Below are 22,302 nucleotides of genomic sequence, written 5' to 3'. Positions count from 1 at the left end.
TTATGCTCTGCCCTCCTTTTTTGCCCATCTTTCTTCTACGACTTTCCGGATCCCTTCTGCCAGTTCCTGAATATTCAGGCCATTCGCTTTCTCCAAGGTGGGAAGAAAATGTTCTGGATAGGCTTTGCCCCCTTTAAGCGCTCCTGCCAGCGCGCCCGACATGGTGGCAATGGTATCTGTGTCATATCCTACATTTACCGCTCCCACGATAGAACCAAGCGCATCGCCTTCATTTGCCGCGAAAAATCCAAAGGCACAAGGAATCGCCTCTGACACGTGCAGGCCGGCGCCGATGCGGTGTCCCAGCTCTATCATTTTCTCCCAGGGCGTTCCTGATCCCAGGCCAATGTCGATCGCCATCTCCATACGCTTTACCACTGACGGGCCTGCCACGTCCCGGGCAACCTCCCGTCCGATCCGTTCTCCTTCTCTCGCTCCATAAAGCCCTGCCTGCAGAACCCGATAGACATCTGCTCCCTCCGAGGCAGCCTCACTGACCGCCGCCGCTACCGCGCAGGCTCCGGAAAGCGCCAGATAATTGTCGTGGGTCACCATGGTCACTGTCACCGCTTCCTGGATGGCCCGGTCCACATCTCCCACATTAAAAAGCCCGATCGGAGAAATCTTCATGGCCGCCCCATTTGTGGCCTGCCGAGTCACCAATTCCACCCCGCCGGAACGCTCGATCTTCTCGCCTTTATATCTGCGGATCGCAAGGCGTGTAGTAGGGCCGGCGAACCGATCGAAGAACACCGGGTGCTCCGACCAGTCGATCAATGCCTGCTGGATGATCTTCTCACTGACTTCCCCTTCATGTTCCAGAATATGTTTTGCCACAAAATAAGCAGAACTGAAATCATCGGTCAACTGTCCCGGCACATTTCCCGCTCCGAAAGTATCCATAGGCGGTGTCTCAAAATCCGTCACTTGATGCCCAAAATATTCCAAGATCTGTTCTGTTGTCCGTGCCTCTGTTGCCGCTCCCATCGCATCTCCGGCTCCAGCGCCGATCAGTCCGCCAAGGATTCTGTCATACAGATCATACATTGGTTTTTCCCTCCATTAACGCCAATCAGACATCTGATCTACATTGTCCGCATCTACTACCACCATCGGAGTTCCATCTCCTACTTCAGACACATCCTGACCTTCCAGCGCTTTCAGCATAATGATGACTCCTTCTCTTCCCATCAGATAAGGACTCATAGCCACCGTAGCGTCATAAGTACCCTCTTCGATCGCTGCTTTCGCTTCTTCTGTAAAGTCTACGCCCACTACCATCACCTGGTCTTTAACGCCTTTTTCTTCCAGTGCCCGCACTACACCCAGAGCCATATCATCATTTCCACAAGTAATGCCCACCAGATCCGGATTTGCTTCAATCAGGGCAGACGCCGCGTCATAAGCCTTCTGCGCGTCAAAATCACACTGTTCTACAGAAACTACTTCCATACCGGCCGCCTCAAAGGTCTCTTTGGCGCCGTCTCTTCTGGCATCTGACTGAGTTGCCCCTTCATTTCCGGCAATGATGGCCACCTTGCCCTCTCCGCCGGTCTGATCGATGATATACTGCGCTCCCAGTACACCTTGATTATGGAAATCCACTGTGATCTTCGCATCCAGATAGCCGCCTGCTTCCTCCAGCGCTTCTTCATTCACTTCATTTCCAGTGGTAATAACCTTGATATCACTTTGATTCGCCGCCACAATGCCGGAGATCAGACAATCCTCTGTCAGCGGGGATACCGCGATCGCCTCATAGTCCTTCACCAGCATATTATTCATGATATCTAATTGTCCCGCCGTATCTGTGTCTGAATCTGTAGCCTGAATGTCGATCGTCACTCCGAATTCCTCTGCGGCATCTTCATATCCTTCCTGCATAGTCACCCAAAAGGAATTAGAAAGAGTGCTCTCGATCGCCGCCAGTTTCTTTCCGGTATCTTTCTCTGGAAGAGGAGCCAGGTCCTCATCAACCTGGGCCAAAGCCTGGCCGAACATAGTATCCTCTGACACTGCTTCTGTCTTAGAACTGCCGCTTTCTTTCTCGTCTTTGCTTTCTTGAGTATCTTCCTGTGAACCTCCACAGCCTGCCGCCATCGCCGCCACCATTGCCGCGCAGAGTAATACGCTCACTAATTTCTTTTTCATGATACATCCTCCTTCTTGTACATCCATCATTATTTTGTCTATTAAAAATTCCTTTTAGCGGAATCTTTAAACTTACGGATCTCGCTTACGCCCGCTCTGCTCCTGGGGCCCGGCTGAGTGCATTTTACCGCCGCGCACGCATTGGCAAAAGCAAGCGCCTCTTCTTTTTCCTGACATTCTGAAAAATAAGCGTATAATAAACCGCCCAGGAAACAATCCCCGGCGCCTGTTGTATCCACAGGGGTAATGTGAAAAGCCGGAGCTGTGTATTCCTTGTCCGCCAGCCATACCGCCCCCTCACTGCCTGCTGTACAGATTACCCCTTCCGGGGCCTGATATCTTTCCTGCACGATCCGCATCGCTCTGCGGTAATCCTTTTCTCCCGTCATCTCATAATATCCATCCCTTCCGCTGACAAAGACCGTGCAAAGTCTCATCATTTCTTCGATATCTGCTGCCGAGGTCCCGCACTGTTCCATAAAAGAAGGAGTACACTGCATATTATAGAGAACCGGTTTCCCCTGTTCCCTGGCCTGCTTTGCCAGAAACAAAGCGGCTCTTGGGGAAAACATATCATTATAGAAAATGTCCATTCTATCCATCAGATTTTCAGGAAGTTCTTCCGGCGTCAATGTGCATACTGCATCCCCTACATTTGCGTAAATACAGTGGCGGCCTTCCGGCGCCGTCAAGATATAAGTATGGAGTGTCGTACCGTTTTCCTTCGTCACCACATAACGCCCATCTACTCCATCTTCTTCCAGGGTCCTTAGAAATTCCCTGCCCATATTGTCATCTCCGATCTTTCCGGTCTGATATGCCGCAAGGCCCAGATGCGCAGCGCAGACTGACACATTGGATGCGCTTCCTCCCGGAAGCATCTGTTCCTGATGGATGAAAGAAAATCCATCGTCTTTTGGAAGTTCATGACTGTTGATCACCATATCCATTGCGATCGCGCCAAGTGATAATAGGTTTTTTCTCAATTTTTATACCTCCCTTTTCTTCCGGTCTTTACTCTCCGAGATCAGTACAGAAAGCAAAAGGATCATGCCGGTTAAAATCTCTTGGTAATGGGAAGAAATAGCCAGCAAAGTCAGCCCGTTCTTTAATACATTCAGAATCAGGCAGGCAATGACCGTTCCGATCAAGGAGCCTTTCCCTCCCTGCATACTCGTTCCTCCCAGGATTGTGGCAGCGATGGCATCCATCTCATATCCTTGCCCAGCCAGCGGTTCCGCAGAGTTGAGCCGAGCCGTTACGACCAGTCCCGCTGCTCCGGCGCAGAGACCGCAGAGCGAAAATATGATCAACTTATACTTTTTCACGTTTACTCCGCTGCGATGAAGCGCAATCTCATTGGAGCCGAGAAACAGACAGTAATTCCCGAATTTGGTCTTATGAAGGAGCACCGCCCCGGCCGCCGCCGTTGCAAGCGAGATAAGGATCGGCATGTTCACCGGCCCTATGCTGCCGCTTCCGATAAAGGTAAACACTGGACCAAATCCAAATACGGAGCTGGAATTGGTCAGGATCAATACGATCCCGCGTAAGATTGTCATGGTACTCAAGGTTACAATAAAAGAATTAATCTTCCCATAAGCGACAAAAATGCCATTTACCAGTCCGACCGCCGCTGAGATCAAAAGTCCTGTCAAGATCGCGGCGCCCGCTGGCAGGCCCGCGTGATAGAAAAGTCCCATGCTCACTCCCGCGAATCCGATCACCGCTCCCACAGAAAGATCAATCTGTCCCGCGCAGATAACAAAGGTCATACCCACAGATAAAATCAGATAAATAGCCGACTGGTTCAAAATATTTCTGCAGTTCTTCCAGGAAAAAAAGTAGGGAGAAGCCACTGCCATCAATACTGTCAATGCGGCCAGTACCGCCAGTAAGATCAGAAGATAGGAATAATCCTGTAAGCTTTTTCGTTTCATGCGATCCCTCCCTCCGATTCTCTTGCCGCGCCTGTGATCAGCGCCACAATCTCATCCATAGATGTTTCTTCCCGTTTCAGCTGTGCCACTGCCTTTCCCTGCCGCATCACGCAGATTCGGTCCGCTATATGGAAAATTTGAGGAAGATTATGGCTGATCACAATTACCGTCAGCCCATCCGCCGCCAGTCTTCGGATCAGTTTCAGTACAGCGGTTGACTCATTCAGCCCCATAGCCGCTGTCGGTTCATCGAAGATCAATAGTTTCCCGCCCCTATGGACCAGTCTTGCTACCGCTACACCCTGGCGCTGACCTCCGCTCAAATTCCCGACCGGTACCGTTACGTCAGGAATCTGGATATCCAGATCTCTCAGGAGACGTCTTGCTTCCTCATCCATTTTTCGTTTCTTTAAAAAGCCTGCTTTCGTCTTTTCCTGCCCCAGAAAAAGATTTGCCGTTACATCCATGGTATTTCCCAGGGCAAGATCCTGATACACCGTAGACACTCCAAGCTCTGCCGCCTTTTTGGGCGTCAGCTTCTGATATACATTTTCACCAATCTGAATGGAACCACTGTCTGGGCAGAGCACCCCTGACAGGATCTTGATCAAGGTAGACTTTCCCGCCCCGTTGTCGCCCACCACCGCCAGCACCTCGCCGGCAAATGCCTGGACAGACACTCCACGGAGCGCCTGGACATGATTAAAATTCTTATGTAGATCTTCCGTCCTTAAAAACGGAATTTTTTCTGCCGCCATGCAAACATCTCCATCCTGCTGTTTTGATACGTCTTTGACATATCCATGTTAGCACCGCACAGAAAAGAAAGGAAATTGATAATCCTTATATAGCTATAGATGGTTTCTATGAGCAAAAAGGTACAGGGTAAAACGCAATTTGGGACGTAGTATTTTTACATTTTACTACGTCCCAAATTGAAGATTAATCCTCCAGCACTTCTTTCATTTTATCCATAAACCCTTTTTTCTTTTTTCCGCCTTTTGCGCCGCTTCCGCTTTTTCCAGCCGCGCCTTCTGGCGTCCCCAGGGTATTTCCCGCCAGTTCATCAAACCGGCGCAGCGCTTCCTTGGCTTCCGGGCTCAGCCGTTCCGGTGTCTGGATCACTAGAGTCACGTAGTGATCGCCCCGCACTTGTGGATTCCGCACAGAAGGAACGCCTTTCCCTTTCAGCCGTACCTTGGTATCCGTTTTGGTTCCCGGTTTTACTGTATAAATCACTTCGCCGTCTACCGTTTTAATCCGGATATCAGCTCCCAGCGCCGCCTGAGCAAAAGAAATCGGCACGGTAGAGAAAATGTGCATATCCTGTCTCTGGAAAATCGGATGCCTGGAAACAGACACTTCCACCAACAGATCGCCTCTTGGACCACCGTTTACTCCCGGCTCTCCTTTCTCCCGGATACGCACACTCTGACCGTTGTCAATTCCCGCCGGAATAGATACGGAAATAGTCTTCCGGCTGGATACATAGCCGGTCCCTCCACAGTCCGCGCACTTCTCTTTGATGATCTTTCCCGTACCATGGCAATCCGGACAAGTCTGCACATTCTGAACAGTTCCAAAGAAGGACTGCTGGGTAAATACGACCTGCCCCTTTCCGCCGCATTTCGGACAAGTCACCGGCGAAGTCCCCGGTTTTGCCCCGGTACCGCCGCATTTCGGACATGGATCTTTCAGGACCACATCCAGTTCTTTTTCGCATCCGAATACCGCTTCTTCAAAGGTGATGCGCACGCTCTTGCGGATGTTCATTCCCTTCATTGGTTCCTGGCTTCCGCGGCCTCTTCTTCCGCCGCCAAACAGATCGCCAAAAATATCACCGAAAATATCACTGAAATCCGCTCCACTGAAGTCAAAGCCGCCAAAGCCGCCAGCACCACCGGCGCCGCCTTCAAAAGCGGCGTGTCCGAACTGGTCATATTGACGGCGTTTCTCCGGATCACTCAAAACCGCATATGCCTCTGAAGCCTCTTTGAATTTCTTCTCCGCCTCCGCATCTCCCGGATTCATATCTGGATGGTATTTCTTCGCGACCTGACGATATGCTTTCTTTAATGTCGCCTCATCCGCATCTTTGCTGACGCCGAGGACCTCATAGTAATCTCTCTTTGATTCCGCCATCGCAACTGTTCCTTTCTCTCTCCAAAAAGCGTTTTACACAAGGAAGTTCCGGGAAATTCCGGCAGAGGGGTATCCCTTTGCCGATTCCCCGGAACAGTCCTGATTTCAACTGCTCTTAAACTTCTTTATAATCTCCGTCTACCACATCGTCTCCCTGGAATCCGTCTGGCGCCGGGCCTGCTCCTTGATCTGCTCCTGGATTTGAGCCTGCTCCCTGGTTCGCTCCAGCGGCCGCTCCTGCCTGTTCATACATTTTCGTAAACAGCTTCTGGGCGCTCTCCATCAGCTTTTCTTTCCCAGCTTTGATCTCCGCGACCTGAGCATCCGTCATATTATCCATGTCAACTTTTTCAAGAACTTCCTTCAAAGCCTTGCAGTCTGCTTCCACAGAAGCTTTATCAGCAGCGTCAATCTTATCGCCCACTTCACTTAAAGCTTTCTCTGTCTGGAATACTAAGGCATCCGCGTCATTCTTCGCGTCAATACCCTCTTTGCGCTTCTTATCCTGAGCTTCAAATTCAGCTGCTTCTTTGACTGCCTTGTCAATATCTTCATCCGACATATTGGAGCCGGCGGTAATGGTGATATGCTGCTCTTTTCCCGTTCCAAGATCTTTCGCGGAAACATTTACGATACCGTTTGCATCGATATCGAACGTAACCTCGATCTGCGGTACTCCACGCGGAGCCGGCGGGATTCCATCCAGTCTGAACTGGCCCAGAGACTTATTGTCTCTCGCGAACTGCCGTTCACCCTGTACTACGTTGATGTCTACCGCGGTCTGGTTATCCGCCGCTGTAGAGAAGATCTGGCTCTTCTTCGTAGGAATAGTCGTATTTCTCTCGATCAGCCTGGTCGCTACACCGCCCATAGTCTCAATGGACAGAGACAGTGGAGTTACATCCAGAAGAAGTACGTCCCCTGCGCCCGCGTCTCCTGCCAGTTTTCCTCCCTGAACGGAAGCTCCAAGAGCAACACATTCATCTGGATTCAGTGATTTGCTTGGTTCTTTGCCGGTCAGACGTTTTACCTCTTCCTGCACTGCCGGGATACGGGTAGATCCTCCTACCAGAAGTACCTGGCCTAAATCAGAAGCTGTGATCCCCGCATCGGAAAGGGCTCTTTTCACCGGTTCTGAGGTTTTTTCTACAAGGTCATGGGTCAATTCATCGAATTTTGCCCTTGTCAAATTCATATCGAAATGTTTTGGTCCTTCGGATGTTGCTGTAATGAATGGAAGGTTGATATTGGTTGTCGTTGCGGAAGACAGCTCTTTCTTCGCTTTCTCCGCGGCTTCCTTCAGTCTCTGAAGAGCCATTTTATCTGTGGACAGATCCACTCCTTCCTGTTTCTTAAACTCAGCGATCATGTAATCGGTGATCTTCTGGTCAAAGTCATCACCGCCCAGACGGTTATTTCCGGCTGTGGACAGTACTTCGATCACGCCGTCTCCAATCTCGATCACAGACACATCAAATGTACCGCCTCCCAAGTCGTAAACCATGATCTTCTGCTCTTTTTCATTGTCCAGCCCATAAGCAAGGGCAGCGGCTGTAGGTTCGTTGATGATACGTTTTACATCCAGTCCGGCGATCTTTCCGGCATCTTTGGTGGCCTGACGCTGTGCATCATTGAAGTAAGCAGGAACGGTAATGACTGCTTCTGTTACTTTCTCTCCCAGATATCCTTCCGCATCCGCTTTCAGCTTCTGCAGGATCATTGCGGAAATCTCCTGTGGAGAATACTTCTTTCCATCGATAGTCACTCTGTAATCAGAGCCCATCTCTCTTTTAATAGAAGAAATGGTCCGCTCTGCGTTGGTCACTGCCTGACGCTTTGCCGGCTCTCCTACCAGACGTTCCCCTGTTTTTGTAAATGCTACTACAGACGGTGTAGTCCTGGCGCCTTCTGTATTCGCGATAACGGTGGGCTGCCCGCCTTCCATAACAGCGACACAGCTGTTGGTTGTTCCTAAGTCAATTCCTATGATTTTGCCCATAATGCTCTTCCTCCTATTTTCTTTCTACTATCTTGATAGATATACTGCGTTTTAAATAAATAATGGTTAGTTAGCTACTTTTACCATGCTGTGTCTTACAACAGAGTCACGGTACATATAACCTTTCTGGAACTCTTCCGCGATAATATTCTCACCCAGTTCCTCATCCTCCACATGCATGACCGCATTGTGGAAATCCGGATTGAATTCTTTGCCGACCGCTTCGATCGGTTTCACTCCAATCCCTTCCAGTGTCGTCATTAACTGCTTATACACCTTCTCCATTCCCTGTACAAAGGGACTTTGCTTTTCTTCTTCCGTCACTGCTTCAAGTCCACGCTCAAAGTTGTCAACGATCGGAAGAATCTTATCTATGATATCTTTCGCTCCAATCTCGTACATTTGGGACTTCTCCTTATCTGTACGTTTGCGGAAGTTATCAAACTCAGCCATCTGGCGGGTAAGTTTATCCGTCAGTTCCTCGATTTTTTCATCCTTTTTATCCTTTTTGTTCTTCTTGCCAAACAACTTCTTTCCGGATGATTTTTCACCGCAATTTTCTTCTTCCTGTTCAGGATCTTCTTTTTCTTTGGTTTCTTCCTGCGGTCCCGCTGCGCTGTCTTCCACTTGGGATTCTGCTCCAGCTTCTTTCTCATCGGCAGGCGGTTCCGTTTGGCTCTCCGCCGTATCCCCAGCTGCCGCTTTCGCTTCCTCCACCGCTTCCTTTACCATTTCTTCCTGGCTTTTTTCCTGTTTATTTTCCAAGGGTCATTCCACCTTTCCTACTCTTTTTTGTGAAACATCTGATCCAACTCGCTTTGCAGCCGTTTCATGGATTTCAGGACATGTTCGTAATCCATCCGCTTGGGACCGATAATACCTATGGTTCCCTTCATCCCTTCTCCCAATTCATAAGTGGCGGTCACCACACTGCAGTCCTTCATCGTCTGCACCGGGGTCTCATCTCCAATGTAAACCTGAATCCCGGTATTGTCATCACGGGACAAGGTCTGTGTCACAAGTTCCGTCAGCTGCTGTTTTTCTTCAAAAGCGCTGATGATCTCCTGGGCGCTCTGCTTATCACTGAGTTCCGGATACTTAAAAATGTTGGTGGCGCCGCTGGTATAGATCTGCATATCCTCATCAATCTGGATCGCGTCTGCCACGGCATCCAGCACGTTTCCGATCACAACGCTGTGGATTCCCGCCTGCTCTTTCAGCCTTGCGATCAATCCAAGGTTGATCTCCTCGATGGACATTCCATTTAAAGTTGTATTCAGGAGCATATTCAGCTTCAGCAGATTCTCATTGCTGATCGGTTCATCAATGGGAATGATCTTATTCTTGATCACGTTGCCCCCCAGCACGATCACCGCGATCACCTGCTCCGGGTCCACCATGGATAATTGGATGAACTTTAGTTTATTGGCATTATTCATAGGGGTAGAAACCATGGTAGCATAGTTCGTGTTATTTGCCAGAACCCTTGCCGCCTGTTTCAGAAGCTGATCCATCTTATCTGCCTTATCAAGCATCTGCTCCCGCAGCTCATTCAGCTCCTGCTCTTTCTGCTCCATCAACATATCTACATATAATCTGTAACCCTTATCTGAAGGAATCCGTCCCGCAGAAGTATGAGGCTGAATAATATACCCCATTTCTTCCAGATCCGCCATCTCGTTACGGATCGTAGCAGAACTTAAGTTCATATCCGTATATTTGGAAATAGTCCTGGATCCTACCGGCTCTCCTGTCTCCAGATAAGTCTGAATGATCGCATGGAGAATTTTAAGCTTCCGGTCGCTTAACCCATGATCTGCTACCACAACGGCGTCCTCCTTCCTGATTATAGTTTTAGGTCTGTTAGCACTCATTAGTTTCGAGTGCTAATTCCTTCGACTATTAATTTAGCACTCCCCATTTTGTTTGTCAACAGTATTTATGGAAATTTATGAAAAAGTAAATTGGGGACGTAGCTTTTTTACATTTTACTACGTCCCAAATTCACTTTTGCCCTGTACCAAAACGCCGGCAGCCCTGTACCAAAATGAACGGGTACAGGGCTGCCGGTTCTTGCTTCTCTAGCTTAATTCTACTTTGACTGCCTCTTCCGGTTTGAATTCATTCTCCAAATCGTAAATGTTATGTCCGGTGGATTCGCTCAACACCCTGCCTTCCAGGGAATAGCAGCGAATGAATCTTCTGCCGTCTACGCTGGACCAGTGTTCCACATCCCAGCTCATGTATCCATCGGCGTCAGTCTTCTTCTCGCTCAGGTACAGATCCACCTGGCGACCTTCCTTCATTTTCTCGATCAGGCCTTTGGTGCCGTCTACTTCTACTTCGGTTTTGTTTACGGAATCATAGATTTTCATGATAAGTTCCTCCTGGTATTGCTTGATATGGCTTCATTATACGCTCTGATGTCCGAAAACTCAAGCGGCGCCCGCTCTTTCTTTCTCCAAAGGAGTCAAAATGGCGCTCCTGGCCGCTTTATTCTTTACAAAACCCAGAATTCATTTTTCCGAAACTCTATGATCCCCTCCCGCTTTAATTTTCCTAATTCCGCAGACATCGCGCTTCTGTCCACGCACAGATAGTCTGCCAGTTCCTGTCTGCTGAAGGGTATCTGAAAATGTTTCCGTCCGGTCTTTTTTATCTCATCCGCCAGGTAAGCCAGCAGTTTTTCTCTGGTGCTTCTTTTGGAGATGTGCTGGATCTTCTCACTGAGCGCTACATTTTTCCTTGCCAGCAGATACACCAGATTCTGGATGACCTGCTGATGGCAGGGGCAGGCATTGGGGCACACATGCATCACTTTCTCTATTTTGATCTGAAGGATCCGGACTGGGGTGACCGCCACGACGCTGACCGGGCTTTTCTTTATGCCCGCGCAGGCAAAGGCGGCGCCGTACAATCCTCCCTCCTCGATCTGTTCCAGAATACTTCGGTTCCCCCACACGTCTTCTTCCACCACCTGCACGCAGCCTTCCAGCACAATCCCTATGTGTCCCGCCGGCTCCTCCTCTCTCAGCAGGATCTCCTGTTTCCCACATTCCTTTTCTATCCCTTCCATACAAACCAGCAGCTGTTCCTGCTCTTCTTTTCCAATTCCCTGAAATAAGAAACACTGGGCCAGCCCCGACAGATCCTGGTTCTTTTTCATGCCTTTCTCCTTTTCTATGACAAAATATGATTTTTGTTGGAAAAACAACATATTTTTTCTTATCATTGTAGTAGAATATGTCCTGTAAATCAACCATAGATCAAGGAGGAAGGAAAATGATCCGAAAAATTATTCACATAGACCAGGAGAAATGCAACGGCTGCGGCGCCTGCGCAAAAGCCTGCCACGAAGGCGCGATCCAGATGATCGAGGGCAAAGCCCAGCTTATCCGTGAGGATTACTGCGACGGACTGGGGGACTGCCTTCCTGCCTGTCCCACCGGAGCCATCACTTTTGAAGAGCGGGAGGCGGCCGCCTACGACCACGCCGCCGTACAAAAACATTTAGCCTCTCTTGGAAACGCTGGCCATACCCGCAGCGGCGCTCCGGCCGGCGGCTGTCCAGGCCAAAAAGCACAGGCCATTCAGCCGTCCGCAGATCAAACATCTGCCAGCCAGCTTTCCCAGTGGCCGGTACAGATCAAGCTGGCTCCGGTGACCGCGCCCTATTTTGACAATGCTCATCTGCTTATCGCCGCGGACTGCACCGCTTACGCCTATGCCCCTTTCCACCAGGATTTCATCCAGGGACGGATCACATTGATCGGCTGCCCTAAGCTGGACAGTATAAACTATACAGAAAAGCTGACCCAGATCTTAACCCAGAACCAGATCATGAGCGTAACCGTCGCACGGATGGAAGTCCCCTGCTGCGGCGGTATAGAACACGCGGTCACAGAAGCCTTAAAGGCCAGCGGGCGCTCCATCCCTCTGCAGGTAGTCACCATCGGCATCCAGGGCCGGATCCTGAATGCATCTGACGAGCAAAAAACACCTTATATATAGAAAGCAGGGGAGTTTTTACTCCCCTTTCAAAAATTTCATCCATTCTTTGATCTCTTTTTCTTTCCCGTTATCTCCCGGTTCGTAAAATCTGGTTCCCAGGATCTCATCCGGAAGATACTGCTGCCGGACATAGTGATTGGGATAATCGTGGGCATACTGATATCCGATGCTGCGGCCCAGCTTTTTTGCCCCCTGGTAATGCCCGTCCCGCAAATGAGCAGGCACCGTGGTTTTATGATCCTTCACAGTTTCCATGGCGGCGCTGATGGCCTTTACCGCGGAATTACTCTTTGGCGCCGCAGCCACATAGAGTACCGCCTGGGATAGAATGATCTGGGCCTCCGGCATTCCTACCCGCTCTACGGCCTGGGCCGCCGATACCGCCACCGTAAGGGCCTGAGGATCTGCGTTTCCCACATCCTCAGAAGCGCAGATCATGATCCTGCGGGCAATAAATTTAATATCCTCTCCAGCATACAGCATCTTGGCCAGATAATAGACTGCCGCATCCGGGTCGGACCCCCGCATGCTCTTGATAAACGCGGAAATGGTATCGTAATGCTCATCTCCCCCCTTATCGTACCGCACGACCCGCTTCTGGATACACTCAGAAGCCACATCCAACGTGATATGGATTCGCCCGTCCGCGGAAGGCGCTGTTGTCAAAACTGCCAATTCCACCGCGTTCAGCGCGTTTCTCGCGTCCCCGCCCGCCAGATCCGCCAGGAAATCTGCCGCCTCCTCATCAATCTGGGCCTGATAGCTTCCCATTCCCTTTTTCTCATCATAGACCGCCCGGCGGATCAGTTCCTTAATGTCTTCCTTCTGCAGGGGAAACAGCTCAAAGATCACCGACCGGGACAAAAGCGCCCCGTTCACCTCAAAATAGGGATTTTCTGTGGTGGCCCCGATCAGGATAACGGTGCCGTCCTCCACAAACGGAAGCAGATAATCCTGCTGTCCTTTATTAAACCGATGGATCTCATCCACAAAAAGGATCGTCTTCCTCTGGTACATGCCCAAAGTCTCTTTCGCCTTTTCCACCACTGCCTCCATGTCTTTCTTGCCGGCCACCGTGGCATTGATCTGGGTAAACTCCGCGCTGGTCGTGTTGGCGATCACTTTGGCCAAAGTCGTCTTGCCGGTCCCCGGAGGCCCATAGAAAATGACAGAACTTAATTTATCCGCCTTGATGGCCCGGTACAGCAGCTTGTCCTTCCCAATGATGTGCCGCTGCCCCACCATTTCCTCCAAAGTCTCCGGCCGCATCCGGGAGGCCAAGGGCGATTCCCGGTCTCTATTTTTCTCCCTCGCGTATTCAAACAGGTCCATATGTATCTCCTCCATTTTCTCTATTGCTTCCGGTTTCCAATACCTTTTTCTCTCCTATTTCTCTCCCAAAGCGATCAGATCCCGGATCACTTCCCCGGCGATCAGAAGTCCCGCTACCGGCGGCACAAAGGAAATACTCCCCGGCGCGATCCGGCGGCCCTGCTCTTCTTCCTGCCGTTTTGGCGGAATCGGCTTTTCTTTTGAATACAGCACCTTCAAATGTTCAATCCCTCTTGCCCGCAGCTCCCGGCGCATCACCCGGCACAGAGGACACACGGAAGTTTCACTTAGATCCGCGATCTCAAAAAGTTCCCCGTGCAGCTTATTTCCTGTTCCCATGCTGCTGATGATCGGAATCCCCTCTGCCGCCGCCTTTTCCGCCACCGCGATCTTGGCCGAGACCGTGTCGATAGCGTCCACGATATAATCCGGCCGCTGGTCAAACAAGGCTTCTACATTCTCCGGGAGCACAAAGATCTTCCTGCAGTCCACCTGGATCTGGGGGCTGATATCCTGTATCTTTTCCTTCATTACTTCTGTCTTATCCCTTCCTACGGTACTGTGAAAGGCAATGGACTGGCGGTTAATATTAGACAGCGCGACCTGGTCCCCATCTACCAGGGTCAGTTTCCCCACTCCGCTCCTTGCCAGGGCCTCGATACAGTGGGAGCCCACGCCTCCCACTCCCAGCACCATCACGGAAGATCTCCGCAGGATCTGAAAGGTTTCTTCCCCCAGGAGCTGTATTGTTCTGGAAAATTCACTGTTCATGCTTTTATCTCCTACTCTATGATCAATTCATCCACTCTTACGAATTCGAATCCTTCCCCCTGCAGGATATCTATGATCCGCAGGGCCGCTTCCACGGAGGATTCGTAGCAATCGTGCAATAGAATAATATCATTTTCCCCCGCCTGCGTCACTACCCGATCTACAATTTCATCTATGTTTTCTGTCGTCCAGTCCAGAGGATCAATGGTCCACATAGCCGGAAGCACTTCGTAATCCAGCTCCAGGTCCTCTTCCCACGCCCCAAAAGGAGGCCGTATATACGCGGTATGTTTCCCGGTCAGTTCATATACCGCACGATCGGTTTTCTCAATCTCTTCTTTAGCCTCCCCGGCAGGCAGCCCTTTGATCTGCACATGGTTATAGGTGTGATTCCCGATCAGGTGTCCTTCCCTGTCGATCCTCCTGACCACTTCCGGATATTCCTCCGCCGACCTGCCAATGAGGAAAAATGCGGCTTTGACTTCCCTTTCTTTCAGTCCGTCCAGAAGCTGTTCCGTATACACACTGGGACCATCGTCAAAGGTCATGGCGATCTTGAGCATTTCTTTCCCGCTATTCTCTCCCCGCGCCTCCGTCCTGCTTCCATCCGCCGTTTCCTCCGCTGTTCCCTTTTCTGAAAGTTCCGTCATCCTTGCGCTTCCCGTTAGGCAGATCAGATACAGGAACATACATACAATTCCGATTTTTCTATTTCTTTTTGTCATTCTGCTGTACTCTTTGACTTTTTTCACTTTTATCATATGAAAGAACAGAAAACAGTATGTAATTCCATTGTAATCCTGGCCCGTCAATGTTATAATAGCCCTTGCGCTTATAGGAGGTTTCACTTATGACAAATACAGAAGAACAAAAGATACCCGCACAAGAAAATAAGATGGGGGTTATGCCCATCTCCCGGCTTTTGATCACCATGTCGCTTCCCATGATGCTGTCCATGCTGGTCCAGGCTCTCTATAATATCGTGGACAGCATGTTTGTGGCCCAGCTGAATGAAGAAGCGCTGACCGCCGTATCTTTGGCATTCCCAATCCAGACTTTGATGATCGCTGTGGCGGCCGGAACCGGAGTCGGCATCAATGCCCTGCTCTCCAGAAACTTGGGGGAAAAAGACTTTGAAGGGGCCAATAATGCTGCTAAAAACGGCATTTTCCTTGCTATTATGAGCTGCATTGTCTTTGCCGTTTTAGGCGCCGCAGGCTCTCGGCTTTTTTTTGAACTCCAAACGGAAGATCCTGTCATCTTGGAGTACGGTACCCAGTATCTTTCTATCATTACCATATTTTCTGTGGGTATTTTCCTGCAGATCACTTTTGAACGGCTCCTGCAGTCTACCGGAAGGACCATCTACAATATGATTACCCAAGGCACCGGCGCCATCATCAACATCATCCTGGATCCGATCATGATCTTTGGGCTTTTTGGTTTTCCAAGACTGGAGGTAGCGGGAGCTGCTATCGCCACTGTAGTCGGCCAGATCGTGGCGGTAATCATGTCCTTTTTCTTTAACCACTTTAAAAATGAGGAGATCAACCTGAGTCTGCGTGGATTCCGTCCCCACGGCCGGACCATCGCCTTCATTTATAAGGTAGGCATCCCTTCCATCATCATGCAGTCCATCGGCTCTGTCATGACCTTTGGAATGAATAAGATCCTTCTGATGTTTTCTTCCACAGCCGCGGCTGTATTTGGGGTGTATTACAAACTGCAAAGTTTCATTTTCATGCCGGTATTCGGATTAAACAACGGGATGATCCCGATCATCGCGTACAACTACGGGGCGCAGAACAAAAAGCGGATCATAGAGACAGCCAAGAAAAGTATCTTGATCGCGGTGTGCATCATGATCATAGGATTCCTGCTCTTCCAGATCTTTCCCGCCTTTTTCCTGACCACGCTTTTTGACGCTTCCTCAAATATGCTCTCCATTGGGGTTCCCGCCCTTCGGATCATCAGCTTAAGCTTCCTGCTTGCGGGGTACTGTATCATTGTAGGTTCCATTTTCCAGGCTCTTGGAAATGGGGTGTACAGTCTGATTGTTTCCGCGGCCCGCCAGCTGGTCGTGATCCTGCCTGTTGCCTATCTGTTTGCCCGCCTTTTTGGTCTTTCCATGGTATGGTGGGCCATCCCGATCGCGGAATTAGTATCGGTGACTCTTTCCACACTGCTGCTCAGACGGATCTACCGCAAGATCATCAAACCGCTTCCGGGCTAATGTCCGATCCGAATAGAAAGAAACGCTTTCCGTGAACTAAAAAAGCTGTGAGACGCGGCCCATATCAATTCGGCGCCCCGCTCACAGCTTTCTTATTTCTTTATTTTCCGCTTTTTCTTTACGCTCCATCCAAACCTGCCCAATGATTTTCCCATCGAGAAATATTCCCCATGAGAATAAGTAATGAGCCCGCTGTCGTTCAGCTGAAACTTGCCGCTCTCTTCCATGTATCTGTCGTCCACCTGCACTGCGGATACTTCCGCCAGAAACATATGATGAGAGCCCAGTTCCAGGATTTCTTTCACTTTACACTCAATATTTACCGGGCTTTCCTGGATCAGAGGCGCATAATCCAGCGTCTCCGCCTTTCCTCTGGTCAGTTTCATTTCTTTCCATTTATCTACATCTCTTCCAGAGCGCACTCCGCACCAGTCGGCCGCCCGCGCCAGCCGTTCGTTGGTCAGATTGACCACAAATTCTCCGCTTTCACAGATCATTGGATAAGAATACCGCTCTGGACGGACAGAAATAGAAAGCATTGCCGGATTGGTACACACTGTTCCCGCCCATGCCACCGTCAGGATATTATCGTTCCCTTTCTTGTCAGCGGTACTTACCATGACCGCTGGAAGAGGATAGAGCATATTCCCCGGTTTCCAGATTTGTTTCCCCATGATCCTCCTCCTACTGCTGCAGCGCGGCCACCAGCGTTGGAATCAACTGTTTCTTCCTGGACACTACGCCTTTTAACACGATCTTTCCGGTATCCGCAGGGAGATCAAACGCATCCAGGATATACTCTCTTGCTCCTTTTCCATAGCACAAAAGCTCCGTGGATTCATCCAGGATATCGGTCAGCATAAAATAGACCATCTGAAGCTGGTTCTGCTCCATGGCTTTTGGCAGATAGTCTTCCAGCAGTTCCCGCATCTCCTGAAGTTCTTCTTGGTTCATTGAATTGATCTGGCCCACGCCAAATACACTTTCGTTGACGGTAAACTGCTTGAAATCCTGGAAGCAGATTTCTTCCGCCGTCTTTCCCTTTAAGCTGCTTCCCGCATTGAACATCTCGCGCGCCATCTCTTCCAGATTGATCTGGGCAATCTTGGACAGCTTCCTGGCCGCTTTCTCGTCAATAGCCGTGCAGGTGGGAGATCGGAATAATAAGGTGTCTGAAATGATAGCGGAACAAAGAAGTCCCGCGATCACCGGATTGATCTTGACTCCCGCCTCCTCATACATCTGCCAGATAATGGTAGCGGTACAGCCCACCGGCTGGTTTCGGAAAAATACCGGTCCCATGGTCTCAATATTCCCAAGTCTATGGTGGTCGATGATCTCAATGATATCCGCTTCCTCGATGCCGTCCACCGCTTGAGATTTCTCGTTATGATCCACCAGGATGACCCTCTTTTTGCTCACATCCATGAACCGCCGTCTGGAAATAAATCCTTTGAATCTTCCATGCCGGTCCAGAATCGGGAAATCTCTGAATTTTTTCTTGGTCATCACATCTTTGATATCTTCCACATAATCTGTCATTCGGAAAGTCGTCAGCGGCCCTTTGCTCATAAAATGCTTTACTGGGATACTCTGATTGATCAGCCTGGCCACCGTAAATGTATCGTGAGGCGTCTGGATGATCACGATGCTCTGCTCTTCCGCCTTCTTTAGCAGTTCCGGCGGCACTTCCGCATTTTGACAAAGGATCAGACAGCTGGCATCGATATCCACCGCGCAGGCCTGCGCCTCATACCGATTTCCCAAGATCACCAGATCATCCTTCTCAATGAATTCTTCCATCATGTCCGGATTGGAAGCGCCGATGGCAACTTTCCCTTTTGTAAAGTATCCGTGCTCATTTCCCGTTATCAGTTTCCCATCCAGCGTTTTAATGATATTCTTGTATTGTGTCCGGGCTGTCGAAAGAATCCTGCTGTCATATACCCCCATATAAGAAGTGGCGATATCTCCCGTAGAAATCACTCCTACCAGCTCATCATCTTTTAACACTGGTACTGTTTTGATATTTTCTTCCTTCATCTTCGCCCAAGTATCTCTGATGGACACATTGGGCGCCACTCCTTCTATCTTATGGATGTCGATATCCTTGACCTGCAGTTTTACATTCTGTAAGAGAGACGGCGCCTCCACGCCAAATTTCTTCAGCACATAATGAGTTTCTTCATTGATCTGCCCGGCTCTCCTGGCTGTATATTCATCTCCTGTGATCTTCTTTTTTAATTCCGCATAGGCGATCGCGGAACAAATGGAGTCCGTATCTGGATTTTTATGTCCTACCACATAAATCTTCCCTGTTTTCTTTCCCATGATTTCACTCCCTCGTTTCTAGTCCTGCAACTAGCTTGCCATCTTTTTCCCGTTTCGTCAACCATATTTTTTCTTCCCCCGCATATTTTCTTTGAACAAACCGGATGTTTTATGCTATACTGGAAGAAGCATACAAAATGTATGGATGGCATCAGGATACACTGACGCCGCGAGTATCGAAGAAGGGATGTTTTATACTATGAACGAAGAATTATTGCAGGAAGAAACGAAAAACACAGAAGCCGCTGCGGAAGATGCCGTCGAAGCAGCCAATCCTCCAGCAGACGAGCCTCAGACCATGGCAGATCTGGAAGCGCATTTTGACGACGCCAATCCATGGAATGTAGTATCCTCTTACATGGAAAAAGGAACGGTTCTTCCCGTTAAGGTAGAGGGAATCGTAAATGGCGGAGCCATCGCTATGGTGGAAGGAATCCGTGGATTTATCCCGGCCTCCAAACTTTCTTTATCTTATATTGAAGATTTGGAAACCTATCTGTTGAAAGATATCGAAGTGCAGGTCATTGACGTGGATCAGGCAAATAACCGTCTGGTTCTATCCGCCCGGGAAATCTTAAAAGAGAAAGAGAAAAAAGCCAGAGAAGAAAAAATCGCTAATCTGAAGGTGGGGACCGTCCTGACAGGCAAGGTTGAGAGTCTTCAGAACTACGGAGCATTCGTACGCTTCGAAGACGGCCTTTCCGGTCTGGTCCATGTATCTCAGATCAGCCAGAAACGGGTCAAACTTCCTAAAGACGTACTGAGCGTAGGAGATGAAGTGAATGTCAAAGTCATTGGAATCAAAGACGGCAAGATCAGTCTGAGCATGAAGGCTTTGGAAGAGGTAAAAGAAGAGCCTGAAGAAAAGGTAGAAATTCCCAAGTCTGAGAGCATCGGGACCAGCCTTGGCGATCTGTTCAAAAACATCAAATTGTAAAAAGGGACAGGGCATTTTTCATTAGGGCCGGGGGATTTTTAAAAATCCCCCGGCCCTAATAGTTCATCTGTCAGCTCTGCCGCAGTCTCTACGCACCGTACGCAGCAGTCCAGCGGCTGAGGTCCTTCTTCTGTTTTCAGGTCTCTGCAGTACAGGGAGCCGAGCCGCTCCCGGAACGCTTCCGCCGCTTTCAGGAATTTGGCATAGGTATCCATCTTTGTCGCGTAAGGGTCTTCCAGATCTCCCGCGCTATTGGCCAGGCTGATCGTCAGAAACATTCCCATCACCGCGCCGCAGGTATCTTTCAGTCCTCCCATTCCCGATCCAAAGCCTTCCGTCATGCGGAACATATCGCGCTCACTGACTCCCAGAGCCTCGCAGTATGCGCAGGCTACCGCCTGACAGCAGTTATAATTTTTCCGAAAATTCTCTACCGCCTGTTCTTTTTTTGCTTCCATCCTCTTCTCTCCCTTCCCGCGGAACGCATCTTTTTCCATTCTCTCATGCCGCGTTATTTCGCGACAGCCTTCTCAAGCTCTTATCCTTCTTCCAAATCTGCCAGCCACAGATCCGCGCAGGCATCGCTTGGCATCCGCCAATCTCCTCTCGGCGACAGGGCCACCGTTCCCACCTTCGGGCCGTCTGGCAGACAGGAACGCTTAAACTGCTGGGTAAAAAAGCGCCGGATGAATGTTTTGAGCCACTTTAGGATAGTTTCATCAGCATACTCGCCGGCAAATGCCCGTCTGGCGATCCGGTAGATCTTTCTGGGAGGGTATCCAAAGCGAAGCAGATAATACAGGAAAAAGTCATGCAGCTCATATGGTCCTACCAGATCTTCTGTCCTCTGAGCGATCTCCCCATCCTTTGGAGGAAGGAGTTCCGGGCTTACCGGTGTGTCCAGCACATCATACAGCACCTCTTTTAATGTATCGTCACCGCAGGTGTCCGCGTAATAATGGACCAGATGGCGCACCAGCGTCTTTGGCACAGAAGCGTTCACCCCATACATAGACATGTGGTCCCCATTATAAGTAGCCCATCCCAACGCCAGTTCCGACATATCTCCAGTGCCAATGACCATTCCCCCGTTTTCATTGGCAATATCCATCAGCACTTGAGTCCTCTCCCTGGCCTGGGCATTCTCATAGGTCACACTGTGATCTTCCGGGTCGTGGCCAATATCTTTAAAATGCTGTTCCACCGATTTGGCGATCGGCACTTCTCTCAATGCCGCTCCCAGTTTTCTGGCCATCTGGCAGGCATTCTGATAAGTCCGGTCTGTAGTCCCAAAACAGGGCATTGTAACTGCCGTAATCTGATTCCTGTCCAATCCCAGCGCATCGAAAGCCTTTGCCGTCACCAGAAGAGCAAGGGTTGAGTCCAGCCCGCCAGAAATCCCCACGACCGCGCTTTTCGCATGGGTATGAGCCAGCCTTTTTTTCAGCCCCATCGCCTGGATCGTCAAGATTTCCTCACAACGCTGACTGCGCTCCGTCTCTTCCGAGGGGACAAACGGGCGTGAATCAAAGAACCGGGTCAATTTTGTCTCCCCATATCCCGCGGCAAATGGAATTCTAGGCAGCGTATGTCCTTTTGAATTCTGGAATGTGGTATTCTTCCGCCGCTCACTTTCCAGTCTCTGGATATCAATTTCTGTATAAATTACGCCTCCCTGGAAACGCTCTGCTTCCTTCAGAACGGCTCCGTTTTCCGCAATGATATTATGTCCTCCAAACACCAGGTCTGTTGTAGACTCTCCCTCTCCCGCATTGGCGTACACATAGCCGCAGATCAGCCGGGCAGACTGGCCCGCGATAAGGCTTCTGCGGTAAGCCGCTTTCCCAATGGTCTCATCACTGGCAGAACAGTTGACAATGATCAAAGCCCCTTCTCTTGCGGCCTGGATGCTGGGCGGCACCGGAGACCATACATCCTCGCAGATCTCCGCCGACACGATCAGAGACGGCAGATCTTCCGCCTGGTAGAGAAGTCCTGGCCCAAACGGAATCTTCTCCCCCTCAAATAATACCGCCTCCGCTTGGGAAGGTCCCTGACGGAACTGACGCATCTCATAGAATTCGCCATAATTAGGAAGAAAGCTTTTGGTAGTCATTCCAAGAACTTTTCCTCGATGCAAAGCCGCCGCCACATTATAAAGTTCTCCGTCTTTCTCAAAAGGAAGTCCTACAAAAATCAAAGCTTCTTTCTCTCTCGTCGCTTCCGCCAGCCTGCCAAGAGCGTTCTTTGCCTGTCTTAGCAAAATCTCCTGGGTAAACAAGTCACCGCAGGTATAACCGGTAATACAAAGTTCTGGAAATACAATGATCTTTGCTCCTTCCTCTGCCGCTTCCTCGATCATGCTCCGGATCTGCTCCGTATTGTAGGCCACATTCGCCACCTGGATCTGCGGAGTCGCGGCCGCCACTTTGATAAATCCATCTTTCATAATCTG

At 49.9% G+C, this 22,302-nt stretch carries 21 protein-coding genes; 3 read left to right on the top strand and 18 right to left on the bottom strand.

The window, feature by feature from the left end; all coding sequences use genetic code 11:
• The 11 genes from FND36_07210 to FND36_07160 form a co-directional block, all read right to left on the bottom strand.
• Entirely contained in the window at positions 1-1,038 is a 1,038-nt protein-coding gene (locus FND36_07210) for a hypothetical protein (GenBank protein ID QDW75569.1), read from the bottom strand.
• A gap of 24 nt (positions 1,039-1,062) precedes the next feature.
• A complete protein-coding gene (locus FND36_07205) occupies positions 1,063-2,151 on the bottom strand; it encodes a substrate-binding domain-containing protein (protein QDW73843.1) in 1,089 nt (362 codons plus the stop codon).
• A 41-nt stretch (positions 2,152-2,192) separates the two neighbouring features.
• Positions 2,193-3,137, bottom strand: coding sequence for a carbohydrate kinase family protein (locus FND36_07200; protein ID QDW73842.1), 945 nt, complete (start codon positions 3,135-3,137; stop codon positions 2,193-2,195).
• Positions 3,138-3,140: 3 nt separating this feature from the next.
• Positions 3,141-4,091: an ABC transporter permease gene (locus FND36_07195; protein ID QDW73841.1), complete on the bottom strand. Its 951-nt coding sequence runs from the start codon at positions 4,089-4,091 to the stop codon at positions 3,141-3,143.
• A complete protein-coding gene (locus FND36_07190; GenBank protein QDW73840.1) occupies positions 4,088-4,849 on the bottom strand; it encodes a sugar ABC transporter ATP-binding protein in 762 nt (253 codons plus the stop codon). Before FND36_07190 ends, FND36_07195 begins: the two co-directional genes overlap by 4 nt.
• Before the next feature lie 184 nt (positions 4,850-5,033).
• Positions 5,034-6,233, bottom strand: coding sequence for a molecular chaperone DnaJ (gene dnaJ, locus FND36_07185; protein ID QDW73839.1), 1,200 nt, complete (start codon positions 6,231-6,233; stop codon positions 5,034-5,036).
• A 115-nt stretch (positions 6,234-6,348) separates the two neighbouring features.
• Positions 6,349-8,232, bottom strand: a complete 1,884-nt coding sequence (gene dnaK / locus FND36_07180; GenBank protein ID QDW73838.1) for a molecular chaperone DnaK — start codon at positions 8,230-8,232, stop codon at positions 6,349-6,351.
• A gap of 66 nt (positions 8,233-8,298) precedes the next feature.
• Complete coding sequence (grpE, locus tag FND36_07175) at positions 8,299-8,964, bottom strand: nucleotide exchange factor GrpE (protein QDW75568.1); 666 nt, start codon at positions 8,962-8,964, stop codon at positions 8,299-8,301.
• 50 nt (positions 8,965-9,014) lie between these two features.
• Positions 9,015-10,058: a heat-inducible transcription repressor HrcA gene (gene hrcA / locus FND36_07170; GenBank protein ID QDW73837.1), complete on the bottom strand. Its 1,044-nt coding sequence runs from the start codon at positions 10,056-10,058 to the stop codon at positions 9,015-9,017.
• A gap of 255 nt (positions 10,059-10,313) precedes the next feature.
• Entirely contained in the window at positions 10,314-10,607 is a 294-nt protein-coding gene (locus tag FND36_07165; GenBank protein QDW73836.1) for a hypothetical protein, read from the bottom strand.
• A gap of 125 nt (positions 10,608-10,732) precedes the next feature.
• Positions 10,733-11,398 carry a Crp/Fnr family transcriptional regulator gene (locus tag FND36_07160; protein ID QDW73835.1) on the bottom strand — a complete coding sequence of 222 codons (666 nt, stop codon included), beginning with the start codon at positions 11,396-11,398 and terminating at the stop codon, positions 10,733-10,735.
• A 116-nt stretch (positions 11,399-11,514) separates the two neighbouring features.
• On the opposite strand from FND36_07160, the gene FND36_07155 reads away from it, so the two are divergent.
• Entirely contained in the window at positions 11,515-12,243 is a 729-nt protein-coding gene (locus FND36_07155) for a 4Fe-4S dicluster domain-containing protein (protein ID QDW73834.1), read from the top strand.
• A gap of 15 nt (positions 12,244-12,258) precedes the next feature.
• Here the strand turns inward: FND36_07155 and FND36_07150 are convergent, their stop codons facing one another.
• Genes FND36_07150 through FND36_07140 form a run of 3 tightly spaced genes read right to left on the bottom strand, consistent with a single transcriptional unit; the run spans position 12,259 to position 15,071 of the window.
• Positions 12,259-13,575, bottom strand: a complete 1,317-nt coding sequence (locus FND36_07150; GenBank protein ID QDW73833.1) for a replication-associated recombination protein A — start codon at positions 13,573-13,575, stop codon at positions 12,259-12,261.
• Positions 13,576-13,629: 54 nt separating this feature from the next.
• A complete protein-coding gene (locus FND36_07145) occupies positions 13,630-14,346 on the bottom strand; it encodes a tRNA threonylcarbamoyladenosine dehydratase (GenBank protein QDW73832.1) in 717 nt (238 codons plus the stop codon).
• Positions 14,347-14,357: 11 nt separating this feature from the next.
• A complete protein-coding gene (locus tag FND36_07140; protein ID QDW73831.1) occupies positions 14,358-15,071 on the bottom strand; it encodes a polysaccharide deacetylase family protein in 714 nt (237 codons plus the stop codon).
• A 125-nt stretch (positions 15,072-15,196) separates the two neighbouring features.
• Between FND36_07140 and FND36_07135 the strand changes: the two genes are divergently transcribed.
• Positions 15,197-16,579: an MATE family efflux transporter gene (locus FND36_07135; protein QDW73830.1), complete on the top strand. Its 1,383-nt coding sequence runs from the start codon at positions 15,197-15,199 to the stop codon at positions 16,577-16,579.
• A gap of 92 nt (positions 16,580-16,671) precedes the next feature.
• Here the strand turns inward: FND36_07135 and FND36_07130 are convergent, their stop codons facing one another.
• Positions 16,672-17,253 (bottom strand): flavin reductase family protein, encoded by a 582-nt coding sequence (locus FND36_07130; protein ID QDW73829.1) that lies wholly within the window; start codon positions 17,251-17,253, stop codon positions 16,672-16,674.
• Positions 17,254-17,263: 10 nt separating this feature from the next.
• Positions 17,264-18,910, bottom strand: a complete 1,647-nt coding sequence (locus FND36_07125; GenBank protein ID QDW73828.1) for a putative manganese-dependent inorganic diphosphatase — start codon at positions 18,908-18,910, stop codon at positions 17,264-17,266.
• A 199-nt stretch (positions 18,911-19,109) separates the two neighbouring features.
• Between FND36_07125 and FND36_07120 the strand changes: the two genes are divergently transcribed.
• Positions 19,110-19,847 (top strand): S1 RNA-binding domain-containing protein, encoded by a 738-nt coding sequence (locus FND36_07120; protein ID QDW73827.1) that lies wholly within the window; start codon positions 19,110-19,112, stop codon positions 19,845-19,847.
• Between the two features lie 38 nt (positions 19,848-19,885).
• Here the strand turns inward: FND36_07120 and FND36_07115 are convergent, their stop codons facing one another.
• Together FND36_07115 and FND36_07110 are read right to left on the bottom strand one after the other, a co-directional pair.
• Positions 19,886-20,305: a C_GCAxxG_C_C family protein gene (locus FND36_07115; GenBank protein QDW73826.1), complete on the bottom strand. Its 420-nt coding sequence runs from the start codon at positions 20,303-20,305 to the stop codon at positions 19,886-19,888.
• 80 nt (positions 20,306-20,385) lie between these two features.
• Positions 20,386-22,296 (bottom strand): NAD(+) synthase, encoded by a 1,911-nt coding sequence (locus tag FND36_07110; protein ID QDW73825.1) that lies wholly within the window; start codon positions 22,294-22,296, stop codon positions 20,386-20,388.
• Positions 22,297-22,302: the final 6 nt, after the last annotated feature.

This window comes from Lachnospiraceae bacterium KGMB03038 (genome assembly GCA_007361935.1).
In the GTDB taxonomy this organism is placed as follows: Bacteria; Bacillota; Clostridia; order Lachnospirales; family Lachnospiraceae; genus Massilistercora.
Note: the sequence above shows the minus strand (reverse complement) of the source record. Positions and strands in the feature narration are given on the sequence as shown.

Coding starts and splice junctions, on each gene's coding strand:
- FND36_07205 (QDW73843.1), bottom strand. CDS start 2,151: ATGAAAAAGAAATTAGTGAGCGTATTACTCTGCGCGGCAATGGTGGCG.
- FND36_07195 (QDW73841.1), bottom strand. CDS start 4,091: ATGAAACGAAAAAGCTTACAGGATTATTCCTATCTTCTGATCTTACTG.
- FND36_07190 (QDW73840.1), bottom strand. CDS start 4,849: ATGGCGGCAGAAAAAATTCCGTTTTTAAGGACGGAAGATCTACATAAG.
- dnaJ (QDW73839.1), bottom strand. CDS start 6,233: ATGGCGGAATCAAAGAGAGATTACTATGAGGTCCTCGGCGTCAGCAAA.
- dnaK (QDW73838.1), bottom strand. CDS start 8,232: ATGGGCAAAATCATAGGAATTGACTTAGGAACAACCAACAGCTGTGTC.
- grpE (QDW75568.1), bottom strand. CDS start 8,964: ATGGTAAAGGAAGCGGTGGAGGAAGCGAAAGCGGCAGCTGGGGATACG.
- FND36_07165 (QDW73836.1), bottom strand. CDS start 10,607: ATGAAAATCTATGATTCCGTAAACAAAACCGAAGTAGAAGTAGACGGC.
- FND36_07160 (QDW73835.1), bottom strand. CDS start 11,398: ATGAAAAAGAACCAGGATCTGTCGGGGCTGGCCCAGTGTTTCTTATTT.
- FND36_07155 (QDW73834.1), top strand. CDS start 11,515: ATGATCCGAAAAATTATTCACATAGACCAGGAGAAATGCAACGGCTGC.
- FND36_07150 (QDW73833.1), bottom strand. CDS start 13,575: ATGGACCTGTTTGAATACGCGAGGGAGAAAAATAGAGACCGGGAATCG.
- FND36_07145 (QDW73832.1), bottom strand. CDS start 14,346: ATGAACAGTGAATTTTCCAGAACAATACAGCTCCTGGGGGAAGAAACC.
- FND36_07140 (QDW73831.1), bottom strand. CDS start 15,071: ATGACAAAAAGAAATAGAAAAATCGGAATTGTATGTATGTTCCTGTAT.
- FND36_07135 (QDW73830.1), top strand. CDS start 15,197: ATGACAAATACAGAAGAACAAAAGATACCCGCACAAGAAAATAAGATG.
- FND36_07130 (QDW73829.1), bottom strand. CDS start 17,253: ATGGGGAAACAAATCTGGAAACCGGGGAATATGCTCTATCCTCTTCCA.
- FND36_07125 (QDW73828.1), bottom strand. CDS start 18,910: ATGGGAAAGAAAACAGGGAAGATTTATGTGGTAGGACATAAAAATCCA.
- FND36_07120 (QDW73827.1), top strand. CDS start 19,110: ATGAACGAAGAATTATTGCAGGAAGAAACGAAAAACACAGAAGCCGCT.
- FND36_07115 (QDW73826.1), bottom strand. CDS start 20,305: ATGGAAGCAAAAAAAGAACAGGCGGTAGAGAATTTTCGGAAAAATTAT.
- FND36_07110 (QDW73825.1), bottom strand. CDS start 22,296: ATGAAAGATGGATTTATCAAAGTGGCGGCCGCGACTCCGCAGATCCAG.